The sequence below is a fragment of the Actinoplanes sp. NPDC048988 genome (assembly GCF_043197815.1).
Taxonomy (GTDB): Bacteria; Actinomycetota; Actinomycetes; order Mycobacteriales; family Micromonosporaceae; genus Actinoplanes.
In genome coordinates this window covers 1,390,311-1,412,792 of record NZ_JBICTW010000001.1, presented here as the reverse complement: position 1 = coordinate 1,412,792, position 22,482 = coordinate 1,390,311, and the positions used below count along the sequence as shown (strand labels likewise).

22 protein-coding genes, 1 pseudogene and 1 riboswitch are annotated in these 22,482 nt (G+C 70.4%); of the genes and pseudogenes, 14 read left to right on the top strand and 9 right to left on the bottom strand.

From position 1 onward, the window contains the following. Window positions 1-178 precede the first annotated feature (178 nt). Window positions 179-964, top strand: coding sequence for a DeoR/GlpR family DNA-binding transcription regulator (locus ACGFJ7_RS06450; protein ID WP_360247108.1), 786 nt, complete (start codon window positions 179-181; stop codon window positions 962-964). Here ACGFJ7_RS06450 and ACGFJ7_RS06445 read toward each other — a convergent pair. Beyond that, complete coding sequence (locus ACGFJ7_RS06445; protein WP_360247106.1) at window positions 961-1,446, bottom strand: glutathione peroxidase; 486 nt, start codon at window positions 1,444-1,446, stop codon at window positions 961-963. The genes ACGFJ7_RS06450 and ACGFJ7_RS06445 overlap by 4 nt on opposite strands. 190 nt (window positions 1,447-1,636) lie before the next feature. On the opposite strand from ACGFJ7_RS06445, the gene ACGFJ7_RS06440 reads away from it, so the two are divergent. From ACGFJ7_RS06440 to ACGFJ7_RS06430, 3 genes are read left to right on the top strand one after another with little or no spacing between them, the layout of a single operon-like run. Further along, complete coding sequence (locus ACGFJ7_RS06440; RefSeq protein ID WP_360247104.1) at window positions 1,637-1,954, top strand: hypothetical protein; 318 nt, start codon at window positions 1,637-1,639, stop codon at window positions 1,952-1,954. Beyond that, entirely contained in the window at window positions 1,947-3,113 is a 1,167-nt protein-coding gene (locus tag ACGFJ7_RS06435) for a putative T7SS-secreted protein (RefSeq protein ID WP_360247102.1), read from the top strand. The genes ACGFJ7_RS06440 and ACGFJ7_RS06435 overlap by 8 nt, the downstream gene beginning before the upstream one ends. Window positions 3,114-3,122: 9 nt before the next feature. Beyond that, window positions 3,123-3,503: a contact-dependent growth inhibition system immunity protein gene (locus tag ACGFJ7_RS06430; protein WP_360247100.1), complete on the top strand. Its 381-nt coding sequence runs from the start codon at window positions 3,123-3,125 to the stop codon at window positions 3,501-3,503. Here ACGFJ7_RS06430 and ACGFJ7_RS06425 read toward each other — a convergent pair. Both ACGFJ7_RS06425 and ACGFJ7_RS06420 read right to left on the bottom strand, forming a co-directional pair. Then, window positions 3,493-4,356, bottom strand: a complete 864-nt coding sequence (locus tag ACGFJ7_RS06425; RefSeq protein WP_360247098.1) for an ABC transporter permease subunit — start codon at window positions 4,354-4,356, stop codon at window positions 3,493-3,495. The genes ACGFJ7_RS06430 and ACGFJ7_RS06425 overlap by 11 nt on opposite strands. Continuing rightward, window positions 4,353-7,082 carry an alpha/beta fold hydrolase gene (locus tag ACGFJ7_RS06420; RefSeq protein WP_392641153.1) on the bottom strand — a complete coding sequence of 910 codons (2,730 nt, stop codon included), beginning with the start codon at window positions 7,080-7,082 and terminating at the stop codon, window positions 4,353-4,355. Before ACGFJ7_RS06420 ends, ACGFJ7_RS06425 begins: the two co-directional genes overlap by 4 nt. Before the next feature lie 77 nt (window positions 7,083-7,159). Between ACGFJ7_RS06420 and ACGFJ7_RS06415 the strand changes: the two genes are divergently transcribed. Beyond that, window positions 7,160-9,361: an AAA family ATPase gene (locus tag ACGFJ7_RS06415; protein WP_392641151.1), complete on the top strand. Its 2,202-nt coding sequence runs from the start codon at window positions 7,160-7,162 to the stop codon at window positions 9,359-9,361. A 2-nt stretch (window positions 9,362-9,363) separates the two neighbouring features. On the opposite strand, the pseudogene ACGFJ7_RS06410 reads toward ACGFJ7_RS06415, so the two are convergent. The 3 genes and pseudogenes from ACGFJ7_RS06410 to ACGFJ7_RS06400 all read right to left on the bottom strand — a co-directional run. Continuing rightward, a pseudogene (locus ACGFJ7_RS06410) lies at window positions 9,364-9,588 on the bottom strand (DUF3263 domain-containing protein); the annotation flags it as partial. A gap of 77 nt (window positions 9,589-9,665) precedes the next feature. Then, window positions 9,666-10,676, bottom strand: a complete 1,011-nt coding sequence (locus ACGFJ7_RS06405; RefSeq protein WP_392641149.1) for an ABC transporter permease subunit — start codon at window positions 10,674-10,676, stop codon at window positions 9,666-9,668. After that, window positions 10,673-11,650 carry an ATP-binding cassette domain-containing protein gene (locus ACGFJ7_RS06400; RefSeq protein WP_392641147.1) on the bottom strand — a complete coding sequence of 326 codons (978 nt, stop codon included), beginning with the start codon at window positions 11,648-11,650 and terminating at the stop codon, window positions 10,673-10,675. Before ACGFJ7_RS06400 ends, ACGFJ7_RS06405 begins: the two co-directional genes overlap by 4 nt. Before the next feature lie 180 nt (window positions 11,651-11,830). On the opposite strand from ACGFJ7_RS06400, the gene ACGFJ7_RS06395 reads away from it, so the two are divergent. Further along, window positions 11,831-12,379, top strand: coding sequence for a Uma2 family endonuclease (locus ACGFJ7_RS06395; RefSeq protein ID WP_392641145.1), 549 nt, complete (start codon window positions 11,831-11,833; stop codon window positions 12,377-12,379). Between the two features lie 30 nt (window positions 12,380-12,409). Then, window positions 12,410-13,057: a GNAT family N-acetyltransferase gene (locus tag ACGFJ7_RS06390; RefSeq protein ID WP_392641143.1), complete on the top strand. Its 648-nt coding sequence runs from the start codon at window positions 12,410-12,412 to the stop codon at window positions 13,055-13,057. A gap of 37 nt (window positions 13,058-13,094) precedes the next feature. On the opposite strand, the gene ACGFJ7_RS06385 is transcribed toward ACGFJ7_RS06390, so the two are convergent. Further along, entirely contained in the window at window positions 13,095-13,850 is a 756-nt protein-coding gene (locus ACGFJ7_RS06385) for an SDR family oxidoreductase (protein ID WP_360247084.1), read from the bottom strand. A 99-nt stretch (window positions 13,851-13,949) separates the two neighbouring features. Between ACGFJ7_RS06385 and ACGFJ7_RS06380 the strand changes: the two genes are divergently transcribed. The 4 genes from ACGFJ7_RS06380 (at window position 13,950) to ACGFJ7_RS06365 (ending at window position 18,252) form a co-directional block, all read left to right on the top strand. Beyond that, window positions 13,950-14,537, top strand: a complete 588-nt coding sequence (locus ACGFJ7_RS06380; RefSeq protein WP_392641141.1) for a TetR/AcrR family transcriptional regulator — start codon at window positions 13,950-13,952, stop codon at window positions 14,535-14,537. A 76-nt stretch (window positions 14,538-14,613) separates the two neighbouring features. Further along, window positions 14,614-14,746: riboswitch (SAM riboswitch) on the top strand. An 11-nt stretch (window positions 14,747-14,757) separates the two neighbouring features. Continuing rightward, window positions 14,758-16,044, top strand: a complete 1,287-nt coding sequence (gene thrC, locus ACGFJ7_RS06375; RefSeq protein ID WP_392641139.1) for a threonine synthase — start codon at window positions 14,758-14,760, stop codon at window positions 16,042-16,044. Window positions 16,045-16,285: 241 nt separating this feature from the next. Beyond that, window positions 16,286-17,266 (top strand): GNAT family N-acetyltransferase, encoded by a 981-nt coding sequence (locus ACGFJ7_RS06370; protein ID WP_360247078.1) that lies wholly within the window; start codon window positions 16,286-16,288, stop codon window positions 17,264-17,266. Then, entirely contained in the window at window positions 17,248-18,252 is a 1,005-nt protein-coding gene (locus ACGFJ7_RS06365) for a GNAT family N-acetyltransferase (RefSeq protein ID WP_392641137.1), read from the top strand. The genes ACGFJ7_RS06370 and ACGFJ7_RS06365 overlap by 19 nt, the downstream gene beginning before the upstream one ends. Here the strand turns inward: ACGFJ7_RS06365 and ACGFJ7_RS06360 are convergent. Continuing rightward, window positions 18,188-18,655, bottom strand: coding sequence for a hypothetical protein (locus tag ACGFJ7_RS06360; protein ID WP_360247074.1), 468 nt, complete (start codon window positions 18,653-18,655; stop codon window positions 18,188-18,190). The genes ACGFJ7_RS06365 and ACGFJ7_RS06360 overlap by 65 nt on opposite strands. Continuing rightward, entirely contained in the window at window positions 18,655-19,164 is a 510-nt protein-coding gene (locus ACGFJ7_RS06355) for a GNAT family N-acetyltransferase (RefSeq protein ID WP_360247072.1), read from the bottom strand. The genes ACGFJ7_RS06360 and ACGFJ7_RS06355 overlap by 1 nt, the downstream gene beginning before the upstream one ends. A 239-nt stretch (window positions 19,165-19,403) precedes the next feature. On the opposite strand from ACGFJ7_RS06355, the gene ACGFJ7_RS06350 reads away from it, so the two are divergent. The 3 genes from ACGFJ7_RS06350 to groL all read left to right on the top strand — a co-directional run bounded on the left by ACGFJ7_RS06350 (window position 19,404) and on the right by groL (window position 22,474). After that, entirely contained in the window at window positions 19,404-19,634 is a 231-nt protein-coding gene (locus ACGFJ7_RS06350) for a hypothetical protein (protein ID WP_360247070.1), read from the top strand. 59 nt (window positions 19,635-19,693) lie between these two features. After that, window positions 19,694-20,584: a hypothetical protein gene (locus ACGFJ7_RS06345; protein WP_360247068.1), complete on the top strand. Its 891-nt coding sequence runs from the start codon at window positions 19,694-19,696 to the stop codon at window positions 20,582-20,584. Window positions 20,585-20,851: 267 nt separating this feature from the next. Further along, the gene (groL, locus tag ACGFJ7_RS06340; protein WP_360247066.1) at window positions 20,852-22,474 is read left to right on the top strand and encodes a chaperonin GroEL; all 1,623 of its coding nucleotides are present in this window, start codon (window positions 20,852-20,854) and stop codon (window positions 22,472-22,474) included. Window positions 22,475-22,482: the final 8 nt, after the last annotated feature.

The following is a 22,482-nucleotide window of genomic DNA, read 5'->3' as shown; positions in this document are numbered from 1 at the left end:
CCGTGCGTCGCTGCGCATATGCGCTCGGTTTTAGGCACTTTCGAGCGCCATTCTGCGCAGAGGGCCGCCGGAGACGCAAGCATCGTTTCGCCGAGTGCGCAGCGCCGAGGTTTGCTTCCCGGGCTTTCGCTCACTAATGTGCACACTCTTATCATGGAACGCTCATCGGGGAGTCTCGGTGGACCGGTACGCGCGGTGGAATGCCCTGCTCGAGTTACTCGCCGAGAGCGGCCGGGTCAGCGTGGAGGACGCGGCTGAGCGCCTGGACGTCTCCCAGGCCACCATCCGGCGCGACTTCGACCAGCTCGCCCAACAGCAGATGATCACCCGGACCCGCGGCGGCGCCGTCGCCAACGGCGTCTCGTACGACCTGCCGCTGCGCTACAAGAGCGCCAAACACTCGGCCGAGAAACAGCGCATCGGCGAGGCCGCGGCCCGGCTCGTCACCCCCGGAACGGTCGTCGGCCTCAACGGCGGCACCACGATGACCGAGGTGGCGCGGGCCCTGGCCGTACGGCCGGACCTGAACGCCGGCGGCGAGGGCGCCCAGCTCACCGTGGTGACGAACGCCCTGAACATCGCCAACGAGCTGCTGGTCCGCTCCCGCATGAAGATCGTGGTGGCCGGCGGCGTGGTCCGCCCCCAGTCCTTCGAGCTGGTCGGGCCGCTGGGCGGCGCGCTGCTGAAGGAAGTGACGCTGGACATCGTGCTGCTCGGCGTGGACGCGCTGGACGTGGAGCTGGGCGCGGCGGCCCACCACGAGGGCGAGGCGGCCATGAACAGCCTGATGGTGGCGCGGGCCAAACGCGTGGTGGTGATCGCCGACTCGTCCAAGCTGGGTGGCCACGCCTTCGCCCGCATCTGCCCGATCAGCAAGGTCGAAACCCTGGTCACCGACTCCGGCGCCCCGGCCGGCGTGGTGGCCGCGCTCGAGGACGCCGGGGTTCAGGTCGTCTGCGCTTAGAGCTGCTTCTGTACGGCGGCGACCAGTGCCTCGTCCTCCGGGGTGACCTGCGGCGAGAAGCGGCCGACGACCTCACCCGTACGCGAGATCAGGAACTTCTCGAAGTTCCACTGCACATCGGTGCTGCCGTCGTCGTGCTTGCGGGCCGCGGTCAGCGCCTGGTACAGCGGGTGCTGCCCCGCGCCCTTCACCGTGATCTTCGAGAACATCGGGAACTGCACGTCGAAGGTGCTCCGGCAGAACTCGGCGATCTCCTCATCGGTCCCCGGCTCCTGCCCCGCGAAGTCGTTGGCCGGAAAACCGAGCACACTGAAGCCGCTGTCCCGAAACCGCTCGTGCAGCTTCTCCAGCCCGTCGTACTGAGGCGTGAGCCCACACTTCGAGGCCACATTGACCACAAGCAGAACCTGCCCGTCATACGCCCCGAGCGACGTGGTCTCCCCGTCGATCGTCCGCACCGGAATCTCTTGAATCGCAGTCATGAAAACAGCCTCCGACATCGCTTCTCATTGCCTCCGCCAGCAAGTCTCTCCCAGCGCGCCGCCCGGCGCCGCGATCCCTCGCTCGTTCATCACTAGAAGTTGATCAACGTCGATATTGCCTAGGGGTTCTAGCCTCGCGGGAGCGACGTTCGACGGATCGCCGATACGGGGTGAAGGCAGGCGAACAACCATGGACGGTGCCGGGTTCCACGTGGAGATCGAGGTCCTGGAAACGGCCTCGGCGGGCATCAGGCAGAGCGTGGCCGACCAGCGTGACTCCGCTCTGGAAGATCTGGACCGGGCGGCCGGTGCCTACGGGCACGCGAGGCTGCACCGGGCGATGGAGAACTTCTGCGACCGGTGGAACGAAGGCCTCGACATTCTCGTGGACGACGCCGAGGCGATCGGGAAGATCCTGGACGAGGCGGCGCGGGCCTACCGGTCGGCGGATGCCGCCTCGGCCGGGCGCCTGACCACCGACCCGGCCAAGGGGGTCGTCGATGACTGAGCTCGGCCAGACCCACGACCCGCTGGCGCTGGTGCCGGGTGATCCGGCCGCGGTGGAGAGCAACGTGCGGGCGCTGCGGGACAGAGCGGCCAACGCGGAGAAGGCCGGCGACGGCCTGGTCGACATCGACACCGGCGCCTGGACGGGTGAAGCCGGCGACGCGTTCCGGGAGAAGTTCAGTTACGAGCCCAACAAGTGGTACGAGGCTTCCAACTCGCTCGCCACCGCCGCCGACGGCCTGAACGTCTACGCGGGCACTCTGCGGTGGGCGCAGGGCCAGGCGGCCGAGGCGATCAGGCTGTGGGACGAGGGCGAGGCCGCGTCGGCGCGCGCCCGGCAGGCGTACGACCAGCAGGTCGCGCAGGCCGTGCCGGGCCAGGTCGTCGCGCCCTTCGTGGACGGCGGGGAGGCCGGGCGGCAGGCGGCGCGGGACACCCTGCGGAACGCACGTGACCAGGTCGCCCAGGACGGTGACGCCGCGGCCCGGTTCCTCGACGCGGAGGCCGACGCGGCGCCGGAGGAATCGAGTTGGCTCGACGCGGTGGGCGACTTCGCGCTCGATGTGGGCGCGGACGTCGTCAACGGACTCGCGTCGTTCGGCAACGCGATGATCCAGCATCCGGGCGAGACCGCCGCCCTGGCCGGTGGGCTCCTGCTGACCGCGGTCAGCGCGGGTGGTGAGGGGCTGGGAGTCGCGCTCGACGTGACCGGCGTGGGCGCGGTCGCCGGGGTGCCGCTGAACGTCGTGTCGGCCGCCGGCATCACGACCGGGGTGGCCATCACCGGGGCCGCCACGACCTCCCTCATGCAGCACGCCGCCGGCGAGGACGCGGTCTCGCCGATGAGCGGCAGTCAGCCGTCGCGGTCGGTGCCGACCAAGACCGACCGGATGAAGGAACACCTGACGGACCGGGATCTGGACGCGGCCCGGCGCGAGCTGAACGGCGAGGTCGTCGCCCGGAAGCCGTCCGGCCAGCCGTGGGACCACGTGGATGAGGTGCGCAACGCTCAGCGTGGGCTCACGCGCCGGATCGATCAGCTCAAACGGTTGCTCGGCGACTCCCGGACGACCGAGGCGGAACGCGCCGCCTATCAGGGCGAGTTGTCCGAGGCCAGCCGTCTGCTCGATCATTCGGAGCAGTTCGTACCCCGTATCTAGGAGACAGACGTGCAGCAGTCGCTGGAAGAGATCGAGGGGAAGGCGTGGGGCGAGCCGCCGGCGGACGCCTCCCGGCTGGTGGCAACCGTCTACGCGCTGCGCCGGCGGCCGGTCGGGGCGCTGGGGGTCGAAGGGCTGCGTGTGCTCATCGGGCAGAAGGAAGGGCTCGAGATTCTTCTTCCGCTGGCGCTGGACGAGTTGGAGCGTGACCCCCTCGCCGAAGGTGATTTCTATCCGGGTGACCTGCTGGCCGCTGTGGTGCGGGTGCCGCACGCCTACTGGCAGGGGCACGCCGACCAGGCGGCGCGGCTGCGGGCCGTGATCGACGTCGCGGAGCTCGAGGAGCTCGACGAGGAACTGCGGGGGGACATCGCGGCGTTCAGGAAGTGACGTCCTTGCGGGTGAAGCGCCAGAACGCCAAGGACCAGCACACCGTGGCGTAGCAGACGGCGCTGATGGCGCCCTTGACCAGGTCGTCCACCTGGGCGGGGGTGGAGAGCAGGCCCATCCAGGCGTCGCTGTAGTGGGTGGGCAGGATGTTGCGGATGCCGCCCAGGGCGGTGATCTGGTCGAGGATGCTGGACAGGATCCAGAGCATCACCGCGCCGCCGACCGCGGCCAGTGGGGCGTCGGTCAGGACGGTCAGCAGGAAGGCTATGCCGGCCACGATCAGCATCGAGACGGCCAGGTAGCCCGCCACGCCCAGGATGCGGAGCAGGCCGGGGCCGGGTGGGATCTCGGCCGCCACCGAGCTGCCCAGGGGGTGCCAGCCGTAGCGGATCGTGCCGGCGATCAGGGCCGTCGCGGTCAAGGTCAGCAGGGCCGCCAGCGAGTACAGCAGGGCGACGATCAGCTTCACCGCCAGCAGGCGGGCCCTCGGGACGGGGATGGCCAGCAGGTATCTGAGGCTGCCCCAACCGGCCTCGCTGGCCACCGGGTCGCCGCAGAACAGGGCGACCACCACCACCAGCAGGAAGCCCGCCGACACGGCCAGGCAGAACAGGGCGAAGTTGAGGCCGCCGGAGGTGGCCAGGTCGACCAGGCTGCCGAAGGCGCTGCCCTCGGAGTCGTCGTCGCCGTTGCCGCCGACGGCGAACGCCACCAGGACGATCAGCGGCAGCAGGACCATGAAGCCCAGGGCGCCCTGGGTACGCCGGCGGGACGCCTGCCGGCGCACCTCGGCCCAGATGGGCAGGGTGCGGGACGGCCGGTAGCCGGTCGCGCCGGCACTAGTGACGCTCATCGGTCTCCACTTCCTGCCGAGCTCTCCCCGACCAGGGCCAGGAAAGCGTCCTCGAGGCGCCGGCGCGGCACCACACGGTCCACGTCCACCCCGGCCCGCACCAGCGAGGCGATCACCTCGGAGCGCGGGGTGCCGTTCACGTCCACGATCAGGCCGCTGGGGCCGTCGGGGGTCACCGAGCGCACGCCCAGGTCGCTGAGGACCCGGGACGCCGCGGGCACGTCGGAGACCTCGATCTGCACCGAGGGGGACTCGCCGACGATGTCCTCGACGGGGCCGGCGGCGACGATCCGGCCCTTGTTGACCACCACGGCGTGCGTGCAGGTCTGTTCCACCTCGGCCAGCAGGTGGCTGGAGACCAGCACCGCCCGGCCGTCGGTGGCGTAGCGCTTCAGGACGCGGCGCATCTCGGCGATCTGCGGCGGGTCGAGGCCGTCGGTGGGTTCGTCGAGCACCAGCAGTTCGGGCAGGCCGAGCATGGCCTGGGCGATGGCGAGCCGCTGGCGCATGCCGTGGCTGTACTTGCGGGTGCGCCGGTGCACCGAGTCGCCCAGGCCGGCGATGGCCAGGGCATCGTCGAAGTGCGCGTCCTCGACCGGGCGGCCGGTGGCTTTCCAGTACGCCTGCAGGTTCTCCCAGCCGGTCATGTGCGGCATGAAGCCGGGGCCTTCGACGAGCGCGCCGACCCGGGACAGCACCGGCGAGCCGGGGACGAGCCGGTGGCCGAAGACCAGGGCCTCGCCGGCGGTCGGCATGGTCAGGCCCATGAGCACGCGCAGCGTGGTGGTCTTGCCCGCGCCGTTGGGGCCGAGCAGGCCGACGACCTGACCGCGCTCGACCGTGAAGCTGATTTCCTCCACGGCCACGAACCCGTCCCCGTACGCCTTGCGCAGGCCCTTCACGACCAGCGGCGTGTCGGCGAATTGCGAAAGAGTGGGGATGTGCTGCCGGCGAAGCCGGCGGCGGCGCACGAGAAGGACCACCGCGAGGCCGAGGGCGATGGCCAGCAGGAGCCCGGCCAGCACGTAGCGCCACACGGTCTGCGGGTTGGCGATCGGCTCGCCGACGACGGTCGGCAGGGTGAGCGCCGGTTCGACCGCGACGGTGTACGTGGCGGGTGCGGTGGGCGAGAGGAACGCCTGGTCGGTGGTGGCGACCACGACCCGTACGGAATGACCCTTGTCGATCTGGCGGACGATCGCGGGCAGGGTGACCGTGACCGGTTGGGCCGCGGAGATCGACGACGGCAGGCCGGTGAGCCGGACCGGGGCGATCAGGCCGGCGCTCAGCGTCTCGGCGCCCTGCTGGTCGACGTCGTAGAGCTTGACGAACAGGGTGGCCTCACCGGTCGGCGAGGCGGCCCGCAGCCGCACGGTCGGCGAGCCCGCCACGTCGACCGCCTCGGCCAGCGGGCCGGAGTTGAAGGCGGCGAACTGGCCGGGGATGTCGGCGGCCACGCCGGCCAGCAGCGTGCTGAGCCGGCCGCCGGTGCCGGGCAGGGACGACAGGGCGCCCGGGTTGCCGTTCGGCGGGTTGGCGATCGGCTGCGCCGATCCTTCGAGGGAGATCTGGGTGGTTCCGGTTCCGCCGAGTCCGGGGTACGTGCCGGTGGAGTACCCGTTGGTCACCAGGCCCCGGTCGAGCGCGCTGAAGCCGGCCACCCGCGAGTACGTGAAGCTGTCGGACGGCTTGTCGCCCTCGCCCTTCACGTAGTGGTCGAGCCACTGCACGGTCAGGAACTTCACCCTGTCCTGGTCGGTCTGCGGGCCGGCCCCGCCGTCGTGGCCGCCGGTGAACCAGGCGACCCGCACCGGGGTGCCGGCGGCGGCGATGCCCTTGGCGTTCGCGTCGGCCTCGGAGAGCGGGAAGAGCGTGTCGACCTCGCCCTGCACCAGCAGGGTGGGCGCCTTGATCTTGTTCAGGACCGGCGCCGGGCTCGACCTGCGAAGAAGATCCGAAGTTTTTTGATCGGGTACGCCCGTGGTGGCGACCTGCAGATAGGCGGCGCAGATGTCGGCGGCGAAGCGCCCGCAGGCGGGGTTGGCGAGCGCACCGGAGGGTGCGTCGGAACCGCCGTTGCCGAAGAAGACGCCGGCCCAGCCCTTCTTGAAGACGCCGGTGGTCTCGGTGGCCGCGGACTGCTGCAGGAAGACGTTGTTCAGGTCGTTCCAGGTGATCGACGGGACGATCGCGTCGACCCGTGAGTCCTGGGCCGCGAGCATCAAGGCCAGGGCGCCGCCGTACGAGCCGCCGACCACCCCGACGCGCGGGTCGCCGGTGGCGTCGGTCCGGATCTCGGGACGCTGGGCGAGCCAGTCGAGCAGGCCCTGGGCGTCGCGCACCTCGTAGTCGGGGCTGTCCAGGTGGATCTGGCCCCCGCTGCGGCCGAACCCCTGCGCGGTCCAGGTCAGCACGGCGTAGCCCCGGTCGGCCAGGGACTCGGCGTCGTCGCTGACCGAATCCTTGGTGCCGCCGAAGCCGTGCGCGAGCAGCACCGCCGGTACCTTGTCGTCGTGGTCTTCGGGCAGGTAGAGCCGGGTGTCGAGGGCGACTGTCGCCGCGCCGCCGGGCCCGGTCGGCACGGTGATCATCTGGTCCTTCACGGTCCAGCTCTTGCTTTCCGGCCGGGCGGCCCACCCGACCAGCCCCGCGACGAGCACGAGGACCACAGCGCCGGCGATGACGCGGCTACGGGTGAGCCGGGGCAGCCGTGATGACCAAGACATGCCGAAACGCTATCCGGCCGGGTCTGAGCGGCGGCTGTGAAACCTCTCAGGAGCCGGCGGACGATAGCGTTGGCCCGGTGGACGAAGAACTCACGCTGACGGCGACCCTTCGGCTGGCCGGTCTCGACAACCGCCGCGGTGTGGTCCGCCTGCACCCGGCGGTCATGACGGCCCTGACGATCAACCCCGGTGATCCGGTACGGCTGACCGGCGGCCGCACGACCGCGGCGCTGGCCGCCAAGGCCGAGGCGTCCGCGAGCCGCGAGTTCCTCTACGCCGACGACCTCACCCTGGGCAACCTCGGCATCCGCGACGGCGCCCGGGTCACCGTGGCCAAGCTGCCGGCGGTAGCCGCGCGGCGGGTCACGCTGGCCGGACCGGCCGACGTGGTCGCGCTGGTCTCGCCCGAGATCCTGCGCCTGGCCCTGCTGGGCAAGGTGCTCAGCGAGGGCGACAACGTGTCCCTCTACCCGCAGGACGTGCCGCTGCGCGAGGGTCAGCGCATGCCGGTTCAGGACATCGGCCGGAACCTGCGCAACCGGCTCGGATATCAGTGGACGACGGCGCTGCTGACCGTGGTCGCGGTCGAGGGGGCCGAGGCCGCCGTGGTCACCATGGACTCGGTGGTCGGCTGGCAGGACGGCCAGTCGTCGTCGCCGGTGCCCGGCCCGGCCGCGCGGCCGCAGGCGCCCGCCTCGACCGATCCGGACGTGCCGCCGCCGAGCATCGACGACCTGCCCGGCCTGCGGGCGCAGGCCAAGGAGCTCGAGGAACTGCTCGACCTCGGCTTCCACCACGGCGAGGTGCTGGCCCGGCTCAACACCAAGGTGTCGCTGGGCGTGCTGATCTCGGGTCCGGCCGGATCAGGAAAATCCGCGCTGGTACGGGCCGTGGCGGCGCAGGTCGGCGCCCGTGTGCTCCCCACGTGGGCGCCGGAGCTGGCCGCGCTGGCCGCCGACTCGGCCGCGGGCAGGTTGCGCGAGCTGGCGCGCGATGCTCGCTCCGGCGGGCCGGCCGTCCTCTTGTTCTCGGACGTGGACGCGCTCGCCCCGCGCGACGAGCCCAAGCCGATCGCCACTGTCTTCCGCCAGATCCTCGAAGAGGTCGTTCGGTCCGGTGCGGCCGTGGTGTGCACCACGAGCCGGCCCGAGTCGGTCGACCCGTCGCTGCGCGCGCCCGACCTGCTCGCCGTCCAGCTGGCAGTGCCCCTGCCCGACCAGGCGCTGCGCCGCGAGCAGCTGGCCGTGCTCACCCGCGGCGTGCCGCTGGCCGAGGACGTACGCCTCGACGAGATCTCCGGGCGCACGCCGGGCTTCGTCGCCGCCGACCTGGGCGCGCTGGCCCGCGAGGCCGGGGTGCGGGCCGCCCTGCGGCAGAAGGACGCCGAGTCGCCGACCGTGACCATGGCCGACTTCGAGGCCGCGCTCGACGTCGTCCGGCCCACCTCGATGGCCGACTCGACGCTCGAGGTGGCCGCCGTGACCCTCGACGACGTGGGCGACCTGGCCGACGTCAAGCAGGTGCTCACCGAGTCGGTGCTGTGGCCGCTGACCTACCCGGACACGTTCGCCCGGCTCGGCGTCTCGCCCCCGCGCGGTGTCCTGCTCTACGGCCCGCCCGGTTGCGGAAAGACGTACCTGGTCAAGGCGATCGCCGGCACCGGCAAGGCCAACGTGCTGTCGGTCAAGGGCGCCGAGCTGCTGAGCAAGTGGGTCGGCGACAGCGAGCGGGCGGTCCGGGAGCTGTTCCGCCGGGCCCGGGAGGCGGCGCCCACGCTGGTCTTCCTGGACGAGGTCGACGCGCTGGCGCCGACCCGCGGGCAGGCGACCGACGGGGGCACGGCCGACCGGGTGGTGGCGGCCCTGCTGACCGAGCTCGACGGCGTGGAGGACCTGCGCAACGTGGTGGTGATCGGGGCGACCAACCGGCCCGACCTGATCGACCCGGCGCTGCTGCGGCCGGGGCGGCTCGAGCGCCTGATCTACGTGCCGCCGCCGGACGCCGACGCGCGGGCCGCGATCCTTCAGGCCTCGGCCAAGGCGGTGCCGTTGGACGAGGCGGTCGATCTCAAGGTCCTCGGGGCCGAGCTGGAGGGCTTCTCGGCGGCCGACTGCGCGGCGCTGATCCGCGAGGCGGCGCTGGCCGCGATGCGGGACTCGCTGGAGGCGACCACTGTCACGGCCGGCAACGTGGCGAGCGCGCGCCGGCGCGTACGGGCGTCACTTGATCCGACTCAGGTGGCGTGGCTCGAGGCGTACGCGGAAACGCACCAGCCCTGATTCTATCGGCGGCGCGTTCGCGCGCGCGTCGATCGGAGACGCCGGAGGCGGCCCACCAGCACGGGATCGTGCTCGAGGGCCGCCGGGTTGTCCAGCAGCGCGTTCAGCAGCTGGTAGTAGCGCGTCGAGGAGAGCTCGAACGTGTCCCGGATGGCCTGTTCCTTCGCGCCCGCGTGTTTCCACCAGCGGGCCTCGAAGGACAGGATCTCGCGGTCCCGGTCGGATAATTCAGACTTGTCCGGCTCGCGGGGCGCCGGAATGGGCGGCTGCTCGTCGGACATGGTCGTCAGCATAAGCTCTTACATTATGTGATGTCTCGACTACGCATCGTCCACATTGCGGCGCCGGTGACAACGACGAAGACGCCACCCAGCAGGGCGGCCGCCATCGGCCACGTCAGCGTCAGCTGAGCCGGCTGGCAACCGTTGACCGAGGAGAAGTCACAGGAGTTGTAGTCCTCGATCGTGACCTCCTTGTTCATCCAGGCGGTGATCCAGGCCGGGATCAGGTACGCCTGAACGAACTTCACCTTGGCCAGCTCCAGCACCACGCCCAGTCCGAACTGGAACACGATCACGGCGCCGATGGTCACGCCCAGCGCCATCGCGGTGTGCCGCCCGAGCGAGGCCAGGCCGAAACCGACAGCCCCCGCGACCAGCACGAGAATCAGGCCGCGCAACTCCATGAGCGCGAAGGACTGCCAGACGCCCGAGGTCATGCTGTCGGTGTTGCCCCGAAGCTCGGCGATCAGATAGAAGACGCCCGTCCAGATCGCCGACAACACCACCGTGATGACGGTGAAACTCGCCAGCAGAGTGAGCAATTTCGTGCCCAGTACCTTCAGCCGCTGAGGCCGCCACAGCAGCAGATTCATCATGCCGCCGCTGCTCCACTCGGCACCCACGAACGACGCGCCGACGATGAAGGCGGCCAGCGCCAGCAGCGCCGCCAGCGTGGTCGCCATGTCCGGGAAGCTCTCCCGCAGGATGAACGTCGGCGGCATGTACCACTCGTAGTTGTAGTTCTCCTGGCTCGCCGGGGCGAGCTGCTCGCAGTCCGGCGGCCACTGGTTCGCCTGCGGGGTGCCTTTGGCCGCCTCACAGGACGCCTTGTCCTTCACTGCCTGCTGGCTGTCCCGCTCGAACTGGGCCTGGGCCTCCGCCTTGGCCGCGGCGATCTGGGTGGGGCCGACCTTCTGGTTGGAGAAGAAGATGCCGATGGCGACGGCGGCCAGCACGGCCACCGCGCCGATCAGGAAAAGCTTGGTGAATCGGCGCTTGAACAGCCGCCGGGTCTCCGCCTTGTAGAGGCTCACTGTCCCCACCCTCCGACGCTCGCGGTCTGATCGACCTGGCGGTTCTGCCCCTCGACCGGCGCGGTGCCGGTCAACTCGAGGAAGACGCTCTCCAGGTCGGCCGAGACCGGGGTCAGCTCGCTGACGTAGATCTGCCGCTCGGCCAGGATCCGGGTGATCTGCGCCGGGTTGCCGGCGTTGCCGACGGTGAAGTGGTCGGTTTCGACGGTGACCTGGGCGCCGTTCGCCCGTAGCACCTCGACCGCGGCCCGCTGGTCCACCCCCGGCTCCAGCCGGACCTTGACCGACGAACTGGTGTGGCTGGCCAGCACGGAGGCGACCGAGCCGGCGGCCACCCGCCGCCCGGCCGAGATGATGGTGACCTCGTCGCAGATCAGCTGGATCTCACCGAGGATGTGGCTGGACAACACGACGGTCATGCCGGACTCGGCCAGGGTGCGCATCAGCGACCGCATCTCCCGGATACCGCCCGGGTCGAGACCGTTCGCCGGCTCGTCCAGAATCAGCAGCTTCGGCTCCTTGAGCAGAGCGGAAGCCACCGCGAGGCGCTGCTTCATACCGAGCGAATAGGTCTTGACCCGATCCTTGCCCCGATCGCGCAGCCCGACCAGCTCCAGCACCTCGGTCACCCGCTGCCGTCGCACATTGCCGGCGTCGGCCAGCAGCGACAGCGTGTCGGACGCGCTGAAATTGCCGAAGAACTGCGGGCTCTCCACAATCGCCCCGACCTGCCCGGCCGTCTCCGGCAGATGCCGCGGAACCTCCTTGCCGAGAATGGCCATGCGGCCGCCATTGGGTTTGATCAGCCCCAGCAGCGTCCGCAACGTGGTGGTCTTCCCCGACCCGTTGGGCCCGAGAAAGCCATGCACCTGACCCGCCTCGACAACCATGTCGAACCCGTCGAGCGCCTTCCGCGTCCCTTTGCGGCTGCGATAGGTCTTCTGCAGCCCGGCAATCTCCAATACGGCAGTCACCCGCGAGACTTTAGGCACTCCCGTCAATATCCCGAGCCCTTCTCACGCCAATCCCGCCATTCCAGTGACCGTCCGCAGCCACCCGAACCACTCCGGGTGGAGACCACCCCCTTCAAACCCCTCTGCCGGTACGTTGGTGGGGTACGCGGATGAAACACGCGCACTGCTGAGGGAGGCATGATGAGCGCCGAGGCCGTGGGTGCTGGGATGCCGGCGCAGGTGACGTTGGATGACCTTGCGGTGATGGCGGCGGCCGACGAGAACCATCGTTACGAACTCAGCCCTGAGGGAGTGTTGTCCGTTGTGCCCCCCGCCGACCCCGAACACGCGCTGTTGGTCTCGAGGATGTTCGCCTGGTTCCTGACCAACGGTTACGGCCCGGATCAAGTGGTGACGGACTGCGGCATCGACGTCGGTGGCGGGCGGGTGCCCGACCTGACTGTGTGGGCGAAGGACCAGCCGCCGCGTCCGGCTCGGTCGAGCTATGCCGGCATCGTGGGCCTGCTGCTCGCCATCGAGGTGGTGTCCCGGGGCTCCGAGGTGGTCGACCGGGTGATCAAGAAGATCGAATATGCCAAGGCCGGGATTCCGCACTACTGGATCGTCGAGCGCGACGGCGTCACGACCGTTCATCGCCATCGTCTCGACGGTGGCGCCGGCGAATACATGCTGGAGCCCGAGGGTGCCCAGCCGATGGCCTGGCTTCTGAGTACGACCCCGGCCATCTGAGGGCTGTGGGTGGGCGGCCAGGATCACGGGATGAATGCCGATCTTTGGCCGCCGTTCGGGCTGCGGGTTGTCGGGGCGCGGGTCGAGTTGCGGCTTCCCGATGAGGACGAGCTGGAGAAGCTGGCGCGGCTGGCGGGTGCCGGGGTGCACCGGGACGGGGAGCGGCCGTTTCTGACGCCGTGGACCGACGGGAGCGCCGAGGAGCGGGCGCGGGCGGTTCTGCGCGGGCACTGGGCGGCGCTGGCCTCGTGGCGGCCCGACGACTGGGAGCTCGGGTTCGGGGTGTTCCGGGATGGGGAGCCGATCGGGCTGGTCGGGCTCCGGGCGCGGGACTTCGCGGTGGTGCGGGAGGTCAAGACCTGGTCGTGGCTGGGGCTCGCGCATCAGGGGCGGGGCTACGGGACCGAGGCCCGGGCCGGGCTGCTGGCGCTGGCGTTCGACCATCTCGGCGCCACGGCGGCGCTGACCGAGGTGTTCCAGGACAACCACGCGTCGCAGCGGGTGTCGCGCAAGCTCGGCTATCGGCCGGACGGGATCTCGGTGGACGCGCGGGACGGTGAGGCGCTCGTCTCCGACCGGCTGCGGCTGACCCGGGAGGGCTGGAGTGGGCAGGCGCGGCCCCCGGTCGTCGTCGACGGGGTGCCGGCCTGCCGGGCGATGCTGGGTCTCAGCGACTGACCAGGTCGCGGATCTCGACCGCCTTCGTCACGTGAGCTCAGAGGGCCGGGCCGAGCAGGAGACCGCCGTCGACGACCACGTCGGTGCCGGTGGTGAAGGGCGAGCCGGCCAGGTGAAGCAGGGTGGCGGTGATGTCGGCGGGTTCGCCGAGGCGGGGTACGGCGTACGGCGAAGGGTCGTAGAAGTCGGCGATCGGGCGGCCGCCGGGCTCGGCCGGCTCGGTGATCAGCTTGGTGGCGATCACGCCGGGGTGCAGGGCGTTGACCCGGATGTTGTCGCGGCCCAGTTCGAGGGCGGCGCTGCGGGTCAGGCCGCGCAGGGCCCACTTGGCGGCCACGTAGGAGGCGTAGCGGGACGTGCCGCCGTACGCCATGGTCGAGCCGATGTTGACGATCGCGCCGCCGCCCGCCCGGCGCATCGCGGGGGTGACCGCCTTGATGCCGAGGAACTGGCCGGTCACGTTCACCGCGAAGGTGCGGTCCCAGAGGTCCCGGCCGGTGGCCTCGATCGGTGTCGCCGGGTTCTGCGCTCCGGCGTTGTTGACCAGGATCGAGACTTTCCCGTACGCCTTCTCGGCGGCGGCCACGGCGGTCGTCCAGTCGTCCTCGCTGGTGACGTCGAGGCGTACCGGGAAGGCCCCCAGCTCCTCGGCGAGCTCGGTGGCCCGGGCCAGGCCGGTGGCCGTGCTGCCGATGACGACGTCGGCGCCCTCGGCGTGGAAGGCGCGGACGTGACTCTCGCCCATCCCGCCGGTGCCACCGGTGATCAGGACGGTGTGATCGGTGAAGCGCATGGTGCGTCCTTCGTTCGGAGGTGAGCTGACCGACTCACCTCACCATTCGGAGCCGAGGTGAGTCAAGTGACTCACCTCGCTGTTGGTCATACTGAGGGCATGAGCACGTACCACCAGCGCGTCGCCGAGCAGAAGCGCGCGGCGATCCTGGACGCGGCGACCGGCCTGTTTCTCGCGTCCGGCTACGACGGGACGTCGCTCGCGAAGATCGCCGACGCGGCCGGGGTCTCCAAGGCCACGCTGTTCAAGCAGTTCCCGACCAAGGCCGCGCTCTTCGACGCCATCGTCACCGAGTCGTGGCGGGTCGAGGACGCGGACGGTCCCGAGCCGCCGGTGGACGATCTGGAAGCGGGGCTGACGGCGATCGGCCGCCGCTACGTCGAGCTGCTGACGCGGCCGGGCATGACCGCGCTCTTCCGGATCGTCATCGCCGAGCTGCCGCGCTTTCCGGAGCTGGGCGAGGCCCAGTTCAGCCGGGGGAAGATGCCCTACTTCGAGTCGGTACGGCGGTACCTGTCCGACGCGAAGCTCGAGGACCCCGAGATGGCCGCGACCCAGTTCCTCGGCATGATCTCGAACTTCGTCTTCTGGCCGTCGCTGCTGCTCACCGACTGGGCGCCGGGCGCCGCCGCCAACGACAAGGCGGTCACCGAGGCCGTCCGTACGATGATCGCCCGCTACCGCTGAAGGGTGTGGCTCACACCTCGGGAACCCGCGAGCGTCTTACCGGGATTTCGTCGTAAGGTGTGGGAAACAACTGAATACCTCATCCAGAGGGGCAGAGGGAACGGCCCGATGAAGCCCCGGCAACCACCACGCAGTCTCGATGACGAGGCCGAGCGCGGCAGGTGCTAATTCCGTCCTCGCCGGCAGGTCGCCGCGGGGAAAGATGAGAGGGAAGGCCTCGATGACGTCTACCGTCAGTGCACCCAGCGCTACCACCACCACTTCGCCCGCCAAGGGTCTCGTCTGCCGTGCCTGCGGTGCGGAATACCCGCTGGTCGCGCAGCACGCCTGTTACGAGTGTTTCGGCCCGCTCGAGGTCGCCTACGACCAGGCGGCCCTCGCGCGGGTGACCCGGGCCGACATCGAGTCGGGCCCGCAGAACATCTGGCGCTACGCGGCGCTGCTGCCCGCCGGGCAGGACCCGGCCACCCGGGTGACCCTCGACCCCGGGCTGACGCCGCTGGTCAGCGCCCCGGCCCTGGCCGCCGCGGTCGGCCTGCGGGCGCCCCTGTACGTCAAGGACGACTCGGCCAACCCGACCCACTCGTTCAAGGACCGGGTCGTCTCGGTGGCGCTCACCGCGGCCCGCGGGCTCGGCTTCACCCGCTTCGCCTGCGCCTCCACCGGCAACCTGGCCAACTCGGTGGCCGCGCACGCGGCCCGGGCCGGCGCCCCCAGCATCGTCTTCATCCCGCACGACCTCGAGCAGGGAAAGATCATCACGACCGCTGTGTACGGCGGCGAGCTGGTGGCCATCGAGGGCTCGTACGACGACGTGAACCGGCTCTGCGGCGAGCTCGTGGAGACCGACGAGTTCGAGGACACCGCCTTCGTCAACGTCAACGTGCGCCCGTTCTACGCCGAGGGTTCCAAGACCCTGGGGTACGAGGTGGCCGAGCAGCTCGGTTGGCGCATCCCGGCTCAGGTGGTCATCCCGATGGCCTCGGGCGAGCTGCTGACCAAGGTCGACAAGGCGTTCAGCGAGCTGGTCGAGATCGGCCTGGCCGAGCCGCCCGAGGGCGGCTGGACGGTCTTCGGCGCCCAGTCGGCCGGCTGCAACCCGATCGCCACGGCGCTGCAGAAGGGCACCGACGAGATCGTCCCGGTGAAGCCGACCGGCATCGCGAAGTCGCTGAACATCGGCGACCCGGCGGCCGGGGCGTACGCGATCGAGGCCGTCAAGCGCACCGGCGGCTGGATGGACTACGCCGACGACGAGGAGATCCGCGCCGGCATCCGGCTGCTGGCCGAGACGACCGGCATCTTCGCCGAGACCGCCGGCGGCACCACTGTGGCCGTATTCAAGAAGCTTGTGGAGAGCGGAAAGCTCGACCCCGAGAAGGAGACCGTCGTCTACAACACGGGCGAGGGACTCAAGACCCTCGACGCGGTCGCCGGCCAGGTCGGCCCGACTCACACGATCAAGCCGTCGCTGAAGGGCGCGCGCGAGGCCGGCCTGCTCGGATAACACTCTGTAGTCGGCAATCTGCCAGCAAGTGAGAATTCCATCCCGCGAGGACTTGCGAACCGATCTCCGGGTCGGCAGGATGCTCTCTGCGGGAGGGCGCGACGCCGTACGCGGTCCCTCACCTCGAGCTTGGTGACAATCTCTCGAGGGACCCAACGACCCACTGCCGGAGGCGGTGTGCGTCCGTTCTCCCGACCAAAATCGTTCGCGTTCATGGCCGTCGCCCGGAAGGGTGGCGGCCATGCGTGTATCGATCGAGCCCTTTGACGGGCGGGATCCCGTCGCCTACCGGATCCTGCGGGCCGCGAAGCAACACGAATCCCCCGACCTGCCCTTCATGACCGAGAAAGCCTTCAAAGCGGGCCTGCTCCATCCGCCACCCGGCGCGGCCTTCGAGCGGTACCTCGGTCTGCTCGACGGCGAACCGGTCGGCTTCGGAGGACTGGAGCTGTTCCAGCTCGACAACCTCACCAACGCGCACATGGTGCTCGACGTCCTGCCGGAACACCGGCGGCACGGTGTGGGCCGGGCCCTCTACGAGTTCATGCTCGAGCGCGCCGCCGCGAACGGCCGCAAACACGTCATCGGCTCGACCGTGGACACCCACCCCGACGGCGCCGCGTTCGCCCGCGCGATGGGCGCCGTCGCGGGCCTGGAGGACACCCGTAGCCGGCTCGACCTGACCAAGATCGACGAGGGCCACCTCGACAAGCTGCGCGCGGAGGCGCTGGCCCACGCCGAGGGCTACCGGGTGATCGACTGGCTCGGTGTGCCGGCCCGCGAGATCATCGACGACGTCGCCTATCTGGAGAGCCGGCTGCTGGCCGACGCGCCGACCGGCGACATCGCCTGGGAACCGGAGAAGATCGACGCCGACCGCCTGCGCGAGGACGAGGAGGCGCGGCAGAAACGCGGCCGGATCAGCTACTGCGCGGGGGCGCTGCACGGCGACAAGCTGGTGGCCTGGACGGTCATCGCCGGCGAGCTGGCCCAGCCCGTACAGGCCTGGCAGCAGACCACGCTGGTCGACCCCGGCCACCGCGGCCACCGCCTCGGCCTGCTGGTGAAACTGGCCAACCTCGACAACATCCGCCACCACCGGCCCGGCATCGAGGCGATCGACACCTTCAACGCCTCGCAGAACGAGCACATGCTGCGGATCAACCGGGCCATGGGCTACCGCGCGGTCGAGACCTCCACCGAATGGCAGCACGACCTGTGAGCGGGCGGGTGCGCACCGAGCCGCTCGGTGAGGCGGTGGAGACGGCGTACGCGATCGCTCGCGCCTGTCAGGAGCACGACCAGCCGGACGTTCCGTTCTCCTCGCTGGAGGGCTATCGGGCCGCCGTGGCGAACGGGTGGCCGGATTACGCGTACGAGCGCAGCCTGGGTCTGCTGGACGGCGAGCCGGTCGGGCTGCTGACCCTGGGGCTGCCGCAGGACGACAACCTCGACACGGTCGACCTCGAGCTGGGCGTGCTGCCCTCGGCGCGGCGGCAGGGCGTGGGGCGGGCGCTGTGGGAGCTGGCCGTGGCGCGCACGCACGAGCTCGGCCGTCGCCACCTGATCGGGCCGACCGTGCAGAGGCACCCGGACGGCGGCGCGTTCGCCACCGCGATGGGCGCCACGGCCGGGCTCGAGGAGATCCGCAGCCGGCTCGACCTCGCCACGGTCGACCAGCCCTACCTCGACAAGCTGCTGGCCGAGGCGTGGGCGGGGGCCGGCGACTACCGGCTGGTGCAATGGAGCGGGGTGGCACCCGACGACATCATCGACGACGTGGCCTACCTCAGCGGCCGCCTCCTCACCGACTCGCCCGTCGGCGACCTCGCCTGGGAAGCGCAGAAGGTCGACGCCGAGCGGATCCGCGAGGACGAGCGGTCACGGGCCCGGCGCGGGCGCACCACCTACCACTCCGGCGCGCTGCGCGACGGGCGCCTGGTCGCGGTGACGACCATCTCGGTCGAGAACGAGAAACCGGCGCAGATCTGGCAGAGCATCACCCTGGTCGACCCGGAGCACCGAGGTCACCGGCTCGGGCTCGTGGTCAAATTGGAGAACCTGCGGTACGTCCGGGAGAGCGACCCGCGGGTCGAGGTGATCGACACGTTCAACGCGGCCAGCAACGAGCACATGCTGCGGGTCAATCGCGCGATGGGATTCCAGCCGGTGGAGTCGCTGATCCAGTGGCAGAAGACCGTCGCCTGACGTGCCGCTTGTACCCGCCCGCGTCCAGGCCGGCCATCCGCTCGAAGATGTTGCGGGAACCGTAGGTGCGTGACATCGCGTACGAATAGCCGCACGCCACCCAGTAGGCGGGCCAGAACAGCGGTCCGAGTACGGCGTACTGGGTGGCGTGGTGGGATTCGTGCCCGAACAGGGCCTGCTTCTCGGGCGAGAGGAGCCAATCGGCCGTCCGCCTCGTCATGATCACCGAGCCCACCGTGAAACACGTCGCGGGCGGCACCCGAAGCCGGTAACCCTCGGCGATCAACACCCCGTTCCGGCCGCGCCGCAGCTTGGCGCCGCCCAGCTTGGCGACGAGCAGGCCCACGGCGGTGGTCCCGTTCACCGCGGTGATCAGGCTGCGCGCCACATGCCGCCGGGCCATCAGATCCGCCGCCGCATGCGCAGCTCGGTCAGGGCCGGCAGCACCGGGTGGGGCACGCGTTCGCCGGTGTCTTCAAAACCGAGTTTCTCGTACGCCCGGACGGCCCGATCATTGCCGACGACCACCTCGAGCATCGTCCGGCGCCGCCCGGCCCGCCGCGACCAGTCGAAGACGGCCTCCATCAGCTCCGGAAGCACCTTGCCGCCCCGGTAGGCGGGGGTGACATAAACGGCGAAGACCACGGTCTCGGGCGCCGAATCGTGGGCGACAGTGCCGCCGGCGTGACCGATGAGCCGCTTGCCGGGCCCGGGATCGGCCACGAAGTTGGCGATCTCGTCCCCGGTCGCGGCCTGGGCGATGCGCTGGCGGTAGCCCTCGTGCGACCGGGCGGCCGCCTGAGCCAGCGTCTCGAGAAAGGCGAGCGGGCTGTCGGCCAGCATCTCGAGCCGAAGAGCCCGCATCCGCGCCGCGTCGCCGACGGTGACCCGGTGCACGCTCCAGCTGTCCATGCCGTCCTGACTACCCGCTGACCACCCCTCCGGCAACCCGTTAGCGGTAATCGGACCGGTGGAAGCCGCAGCCTCGTGAGCCGCGGCGAGCAGATGCCCGGCGGCACCGCCATCACGGCGCTGTCCGACACCAGCCTCACCGAGCGGAGGTGGCGCGACGTTCGCCGGCTGAGCCAGGACCGGCGCGACGAGGACGCCCGCGCGACCCGTTCGCCGGAGTCGACTCCCCGATCGACCAGATGGGCACGCCGATCTGCAGATCGACCTGGCTGAAGCTGTCGCCTGGACAGCAGGAGGCGCTGTGTCCGCGCTGTCGGCCCGACATGTCTCCGGTGGCGATGGTGGGGGTGCTGATCGCCGGGCACGCGACTCTCGCCTGGTTCGGCGTCGATTCGTGGTGGATCGCGGCGGCCGTGGTGAGCGGTCTGCTGCTTTTCGGCGAGGAGGCCGCCCGTCCGGTCCGGCGATGATCGGTCGCGGTGAGGGTGCCGGGTGGCGGGGGGAGTGGGTGCTGGGGCAAGGTGTTTCGATGGATCAGGGCGAAGGCGCTATGCACATGGTCGAAGGGCCGGTGGTGGCGGCGGCCGACCCCTTCGACCCGGAGTCGCGGACGGCTGAGTTGCCGCGCGGGGGCGTACCCGAAACGGTGATTTCGGAGGTGGCTGATCCGCTGGTGCCGGCGGCCGGGTCGGGGCTGCGGGGCTGGGCCGGGCGGGTCGCGGCGGTGCTCGGGCGGGACGGGGTGCGGCTGCTGCCGGCCATGGCTCTGGCGGCGCTGCCGCTGCACTTCTTCGTGGGCCGGCTGGACGACACGGTGATCGCGGCGCCGGCGCTGTCCGATCTCGCCGGTGGTTTCGGGCTGCTGTTGCTGCCGACCATGTGGCTGGCCTACCTGACCGTGTCGGCGCTGCCCTTTGTCATCTGTCTGGCCGCGGCGGTCGGGGTGGCCGTGCCGTCGGCGGCCGACGGGGTGCGGCCCGGCCCGCGTCAGGTGTGGGGTCTGGTGGCGTACCGGCTGCGGGGTCTGTGGCTCCGGTTCGCGGCTGTGGGCCTGGTGACCGGTGGGTTGTCGCTGGCGGCCAACGAAGCTCTGACCGCTGTCGCCTCGACCGGGGTGCTGACCGTGGCCGGGGTCTTCGGGTGTGTGCTGCTGATCGAACGAGGTCATGGGCTGCGGCGGGCGGCGCATCTGCTGGGGCGGGGGCCGGCGGTCGGGATGGTGGCCGTCTCGGCGGTGGCCTCGGTGCTGCCGCGAGTGGCGGACGAGCTGTTCGGCGGGGTCGCGGCGACCGCCGTCGGAGTGGTCGCGGTCCAGGTGTGGGCGGTGGCGGCGCTCGTGGCGTACGGCCAAGGCCGTCGCTCGGAAGGACCGGTGACCAGCCGGTCGTTGCGCGCTGAGCTGAACGCCCCTGAAGACTGACTTAGGGAGCCCGCCGTTTCCTTGCACTCGCCACCCGAGAGTGCTAAACAAGTCATTGGCACTCGCTAGCGGTGAGTGCCAGCAGGTCGGGACGGTGGGGTCTCGGTCACGGCGTCGCCATCGGCGCCGGGGCACGGGGCCGGTCGTCGCGGGCTATCCGGCTCGGCCTGAGGACGTCACGACGCCAGGTGGTGACGTCCGCAGAGTTCCGCAACGGGCGGGGCCGACGAGGCCCGGCACCGCGTATGTCCAGGAGGACAAAGCCGTATGGCCAAGATCATCGCATTCGACGAGGAAGCTCGTCGCGGCCTCGAGCGGGGCATGAACCAGCTCGCCGACGCCGTCAAGGTGACGCTCGGCCCCAAGGGCCGCAACGTCGTGCTCGAGAAGAAGTGGGGCGCTCCCACCATCACCAACGATGGTGTGTCGATCGCCAAGGAGATCGAGCTCGAGGACACCTTCGAGAAGATCGGCGCCGAGCTGGTCAAGGAGGTCGCCAAGAAGACCGACGACGTCGCCGGTGACGGCACGACGACGGCGACCGTCCTCGCCCAGGCGCTGGTCCGTGAGGGTCTGCGTAACGTTGCCGCGGGCGCCAACCCGATGGCCCTGAAGCGGGGCATCGAGGCCGCTGTGGCCAGCGTCTCCGAGGGCCTGCAGCAGCTGGCCAAGGACGTGGAGACCAAGGAGCAGATCGCCTCCACCGCCTCCATCTCCGCCGGTGACTCCACGGTCGGCGAGATCATCGCCGAGGCCATGGACAAGGTCGGCAAGGAAGGCGTCATCACCGTCGAGGAGAGCAACACCTTCGGTCTCGAGCTCGAGCTCACCGAGGGCATGCGCTTCGACAAGGGCTACATCTCGGCGTACTTCATGACCGACGCCGAGCGTATGGAGGCCGTCTTCGACGACCCGTACATCCTGATCGCCAACAGCAAGATCTCCGCGGTGAAGGACCTGCTCCCGATCCTCGAGAAGGTCATGCAGGGCGGCAAGCCGCTGGTCATCATCGCCGAGGACGTCGAGGGCGAGGCCCTGGCCACCCTGGTCGTCAACAAGGTGCGCGGCACCTTCAAGTCCGTCGCCGTCAAGGCCCCGGGCTTCGGTGACCGCCGCAAGGCCATGCTCGAGGACATCGCCATCCTCACCGGTGGCGCGGTCATCAGCGAGGAGGTCGGCCTCAAGCTCGACGGCGCCGACCTGAGCCTGCTCGGCACCGCTCGCAAGATCGTCATCACCAAGGACGAGACCACCGTCGTCGACGGCGGGGGCAACGCCGAGCAGATCCAGGGCCGGGTCAACCAGATCCGCGCCGAGATCGAGAAGTCGGACTCCGACTACGACCGTGAGAAGCTGCAGGAGCGCCTGGCCAAGCTGGCCGGCGGTGTTGCGGTCATCAAGGTCGGCGCGGCCACCGAGGTCGAGCTCAAGGAGCGCAAGCACCGCATCGAGGACGCCGTTCGCAACGCGAAGGCGGCCGTCGAGGAGGGCATCGTGCCCGGTGGTGGCGTCGCCCTGGTGCAGGCCGGCAAGACCGCGTTCGACAAGCTCGACCTGGTCGGCGACGAGGCGACCGGCGCGCAGATCGTCAAGCTCGCGCTCGACGCCCCGCTGCGTCAGATCGCCGTGAACGCCGGCCTCGAGGGCGGCGTCGTGGTGGAGAAGGTGCGCAACCTCGACCCGGGTCACGGCCTCAACGCCGCCTCCGGCGAGTACGTGGACCTGCTGGCCGCGGGCATCATCGACCCGGCCAAGGTCACCCGCTCGGCGCTGCAGAACGCCGCGTCGATCGCCGCGCTGTTCCTCACCACCGAGGCCGTCGTGGCCGACAAGCCCGAGAAGAACCCGGCTCCGGCCGGCGCCCCGGGCGGCGGTGACATGGACTTCTGAGTCCAGTC

What these genes read in the sequence shown, in the direction of transcription:
- ACGFJ7_RS06445 (WP_360247106.1), bottom strand. Translation starts at nt 1,446, where the DNA reads ATGACTGCGATTCAAGAGATTCCGGTGCGGACGATCGACGGGGAGACC.
- ACGFJ7_RS06440 (WP_360247104.1), top strand. Translation starts at nt 1,637, where the DNA reads ATGGACGGTGCCGGGTTCCACGTGGAGATCGAGGTCCTGGAAACGGCC.
- ACGFJ7_RS06435 (WP_360247102.1), top strand. Translation starts at nt 1,947, where the DNA reads ATGACTGAGCTCGGCCAGACCCACGACCCGCTGGCGCTGGTGCCGGGT.
- ACGFJ7_RS06425 (WP_360247098.1), bottom strand. Translation starts at nt 4,356, where the DNA reads ATGAGCGTCACTAGTGCCGGCGCGACCGGCTACCGGCCGTCCCGCACC.
- ACGFJ7_RS06420 (WP_392641153.1), bottom strand. Translation starts at nt 7,082, where the DNA reads ATGTCTTGGTCATCACGGCTGCCCCGGCTCACCCGTAGCCGCGTCATC.
- ACGFJ7_RS06395 (WP_392641145.1), top strand. Translation starts at nt 11,831, where the DNA reads ATGAGCGCCGAGGCCGTGGGTGCTGGGATGCCGGCGCAGGTGACGTTG.
- ACGFJ7_RS06390 (WP_392641143.1), top strand. Translation starts at nt 12,410, where the DNA reads ATGAATGCCGATCTTTGGCCGCCGTTCGGGCTGCGGGTTGTCGGGGCG.
- ACGFJ7_RS06385 (WP_360247084.1), bottom strand. Translation starts at nt 13,850, where the DNA reads ATGCGCTTCACCGATCACACCGTCCTGATCACCGGTGGCACCGGCGGG.
- ACGFJ7_RS06380 (WP_392641141.1), top strand. Translation starts at nt 13,950, where the DNA reads ATGAGCACGTACCACCAGCGCGTCGCCGAGCAGAAGCGCGCGGCGATC.
- thrC (WP_392641139.1), top strand. Translation starts at nt 14,758, where the DNA reads ATGACGTCTACCGTCAGTGCACCCAGCGCTACCACCACCACTTCGCCC.
- ACGFJ7_RS06370 (WP_360247078.1), top strand. Translation starts at nt 16,286, where the DNA reads ATGCGTGTATCGATCGAGCCCTTTGACGGGCGGGATCCCGTCGCCTAC.
- ACGFJ7_RS06365 (WP_392641137.1), top strand. Translation starts at nt 17,248, where the DNA reads ATGGCAGCACGACCTGTGAGCGGGCGGGTGCGCACCGAGCCGCTCGGT.
- ACGFJ7_RS06360 (WP_360247074.1), bottom strand. Translation starts at nt 18,655, where the DNA reads ATGGCCCGGCGGCATGTGGCGCGCAGCCTGATCACCGCGGTGAACGGG.
- ACGFJ7_RS06355 (WP_360247072.1), bottom strand. Translation starts at nt 19,164, where the DNA reads ATGGACAGCTGGAGCGTGCACCGGGTCACCGTCGGCGACGCGGCGCGG.
- ACGFJ7_RS06350 (WP_360247070.1), top strand. Translation starts at nt 19,404, where the DNA reads ATGGGCACGCCGATCTGCAGATCGACCTGGCTGAAGCTGTCGCCTGGA.
- ACGFJ7_RS06345 (WP_360247068.1), top strand. Translation starts at nt 19,694, where the DNA reads ATGGATCAGGGCGAAGGCGCTATGCACATGGTCGAAGGGCCGGTGGTG.
- groL (WP_360247066.1), top strand. Translation starts at nt 20,852, where the DNA reads ATGGCCAAGATCATCGCATTCGACGAGGAAGCTCGTCGCGGCCTCGAG.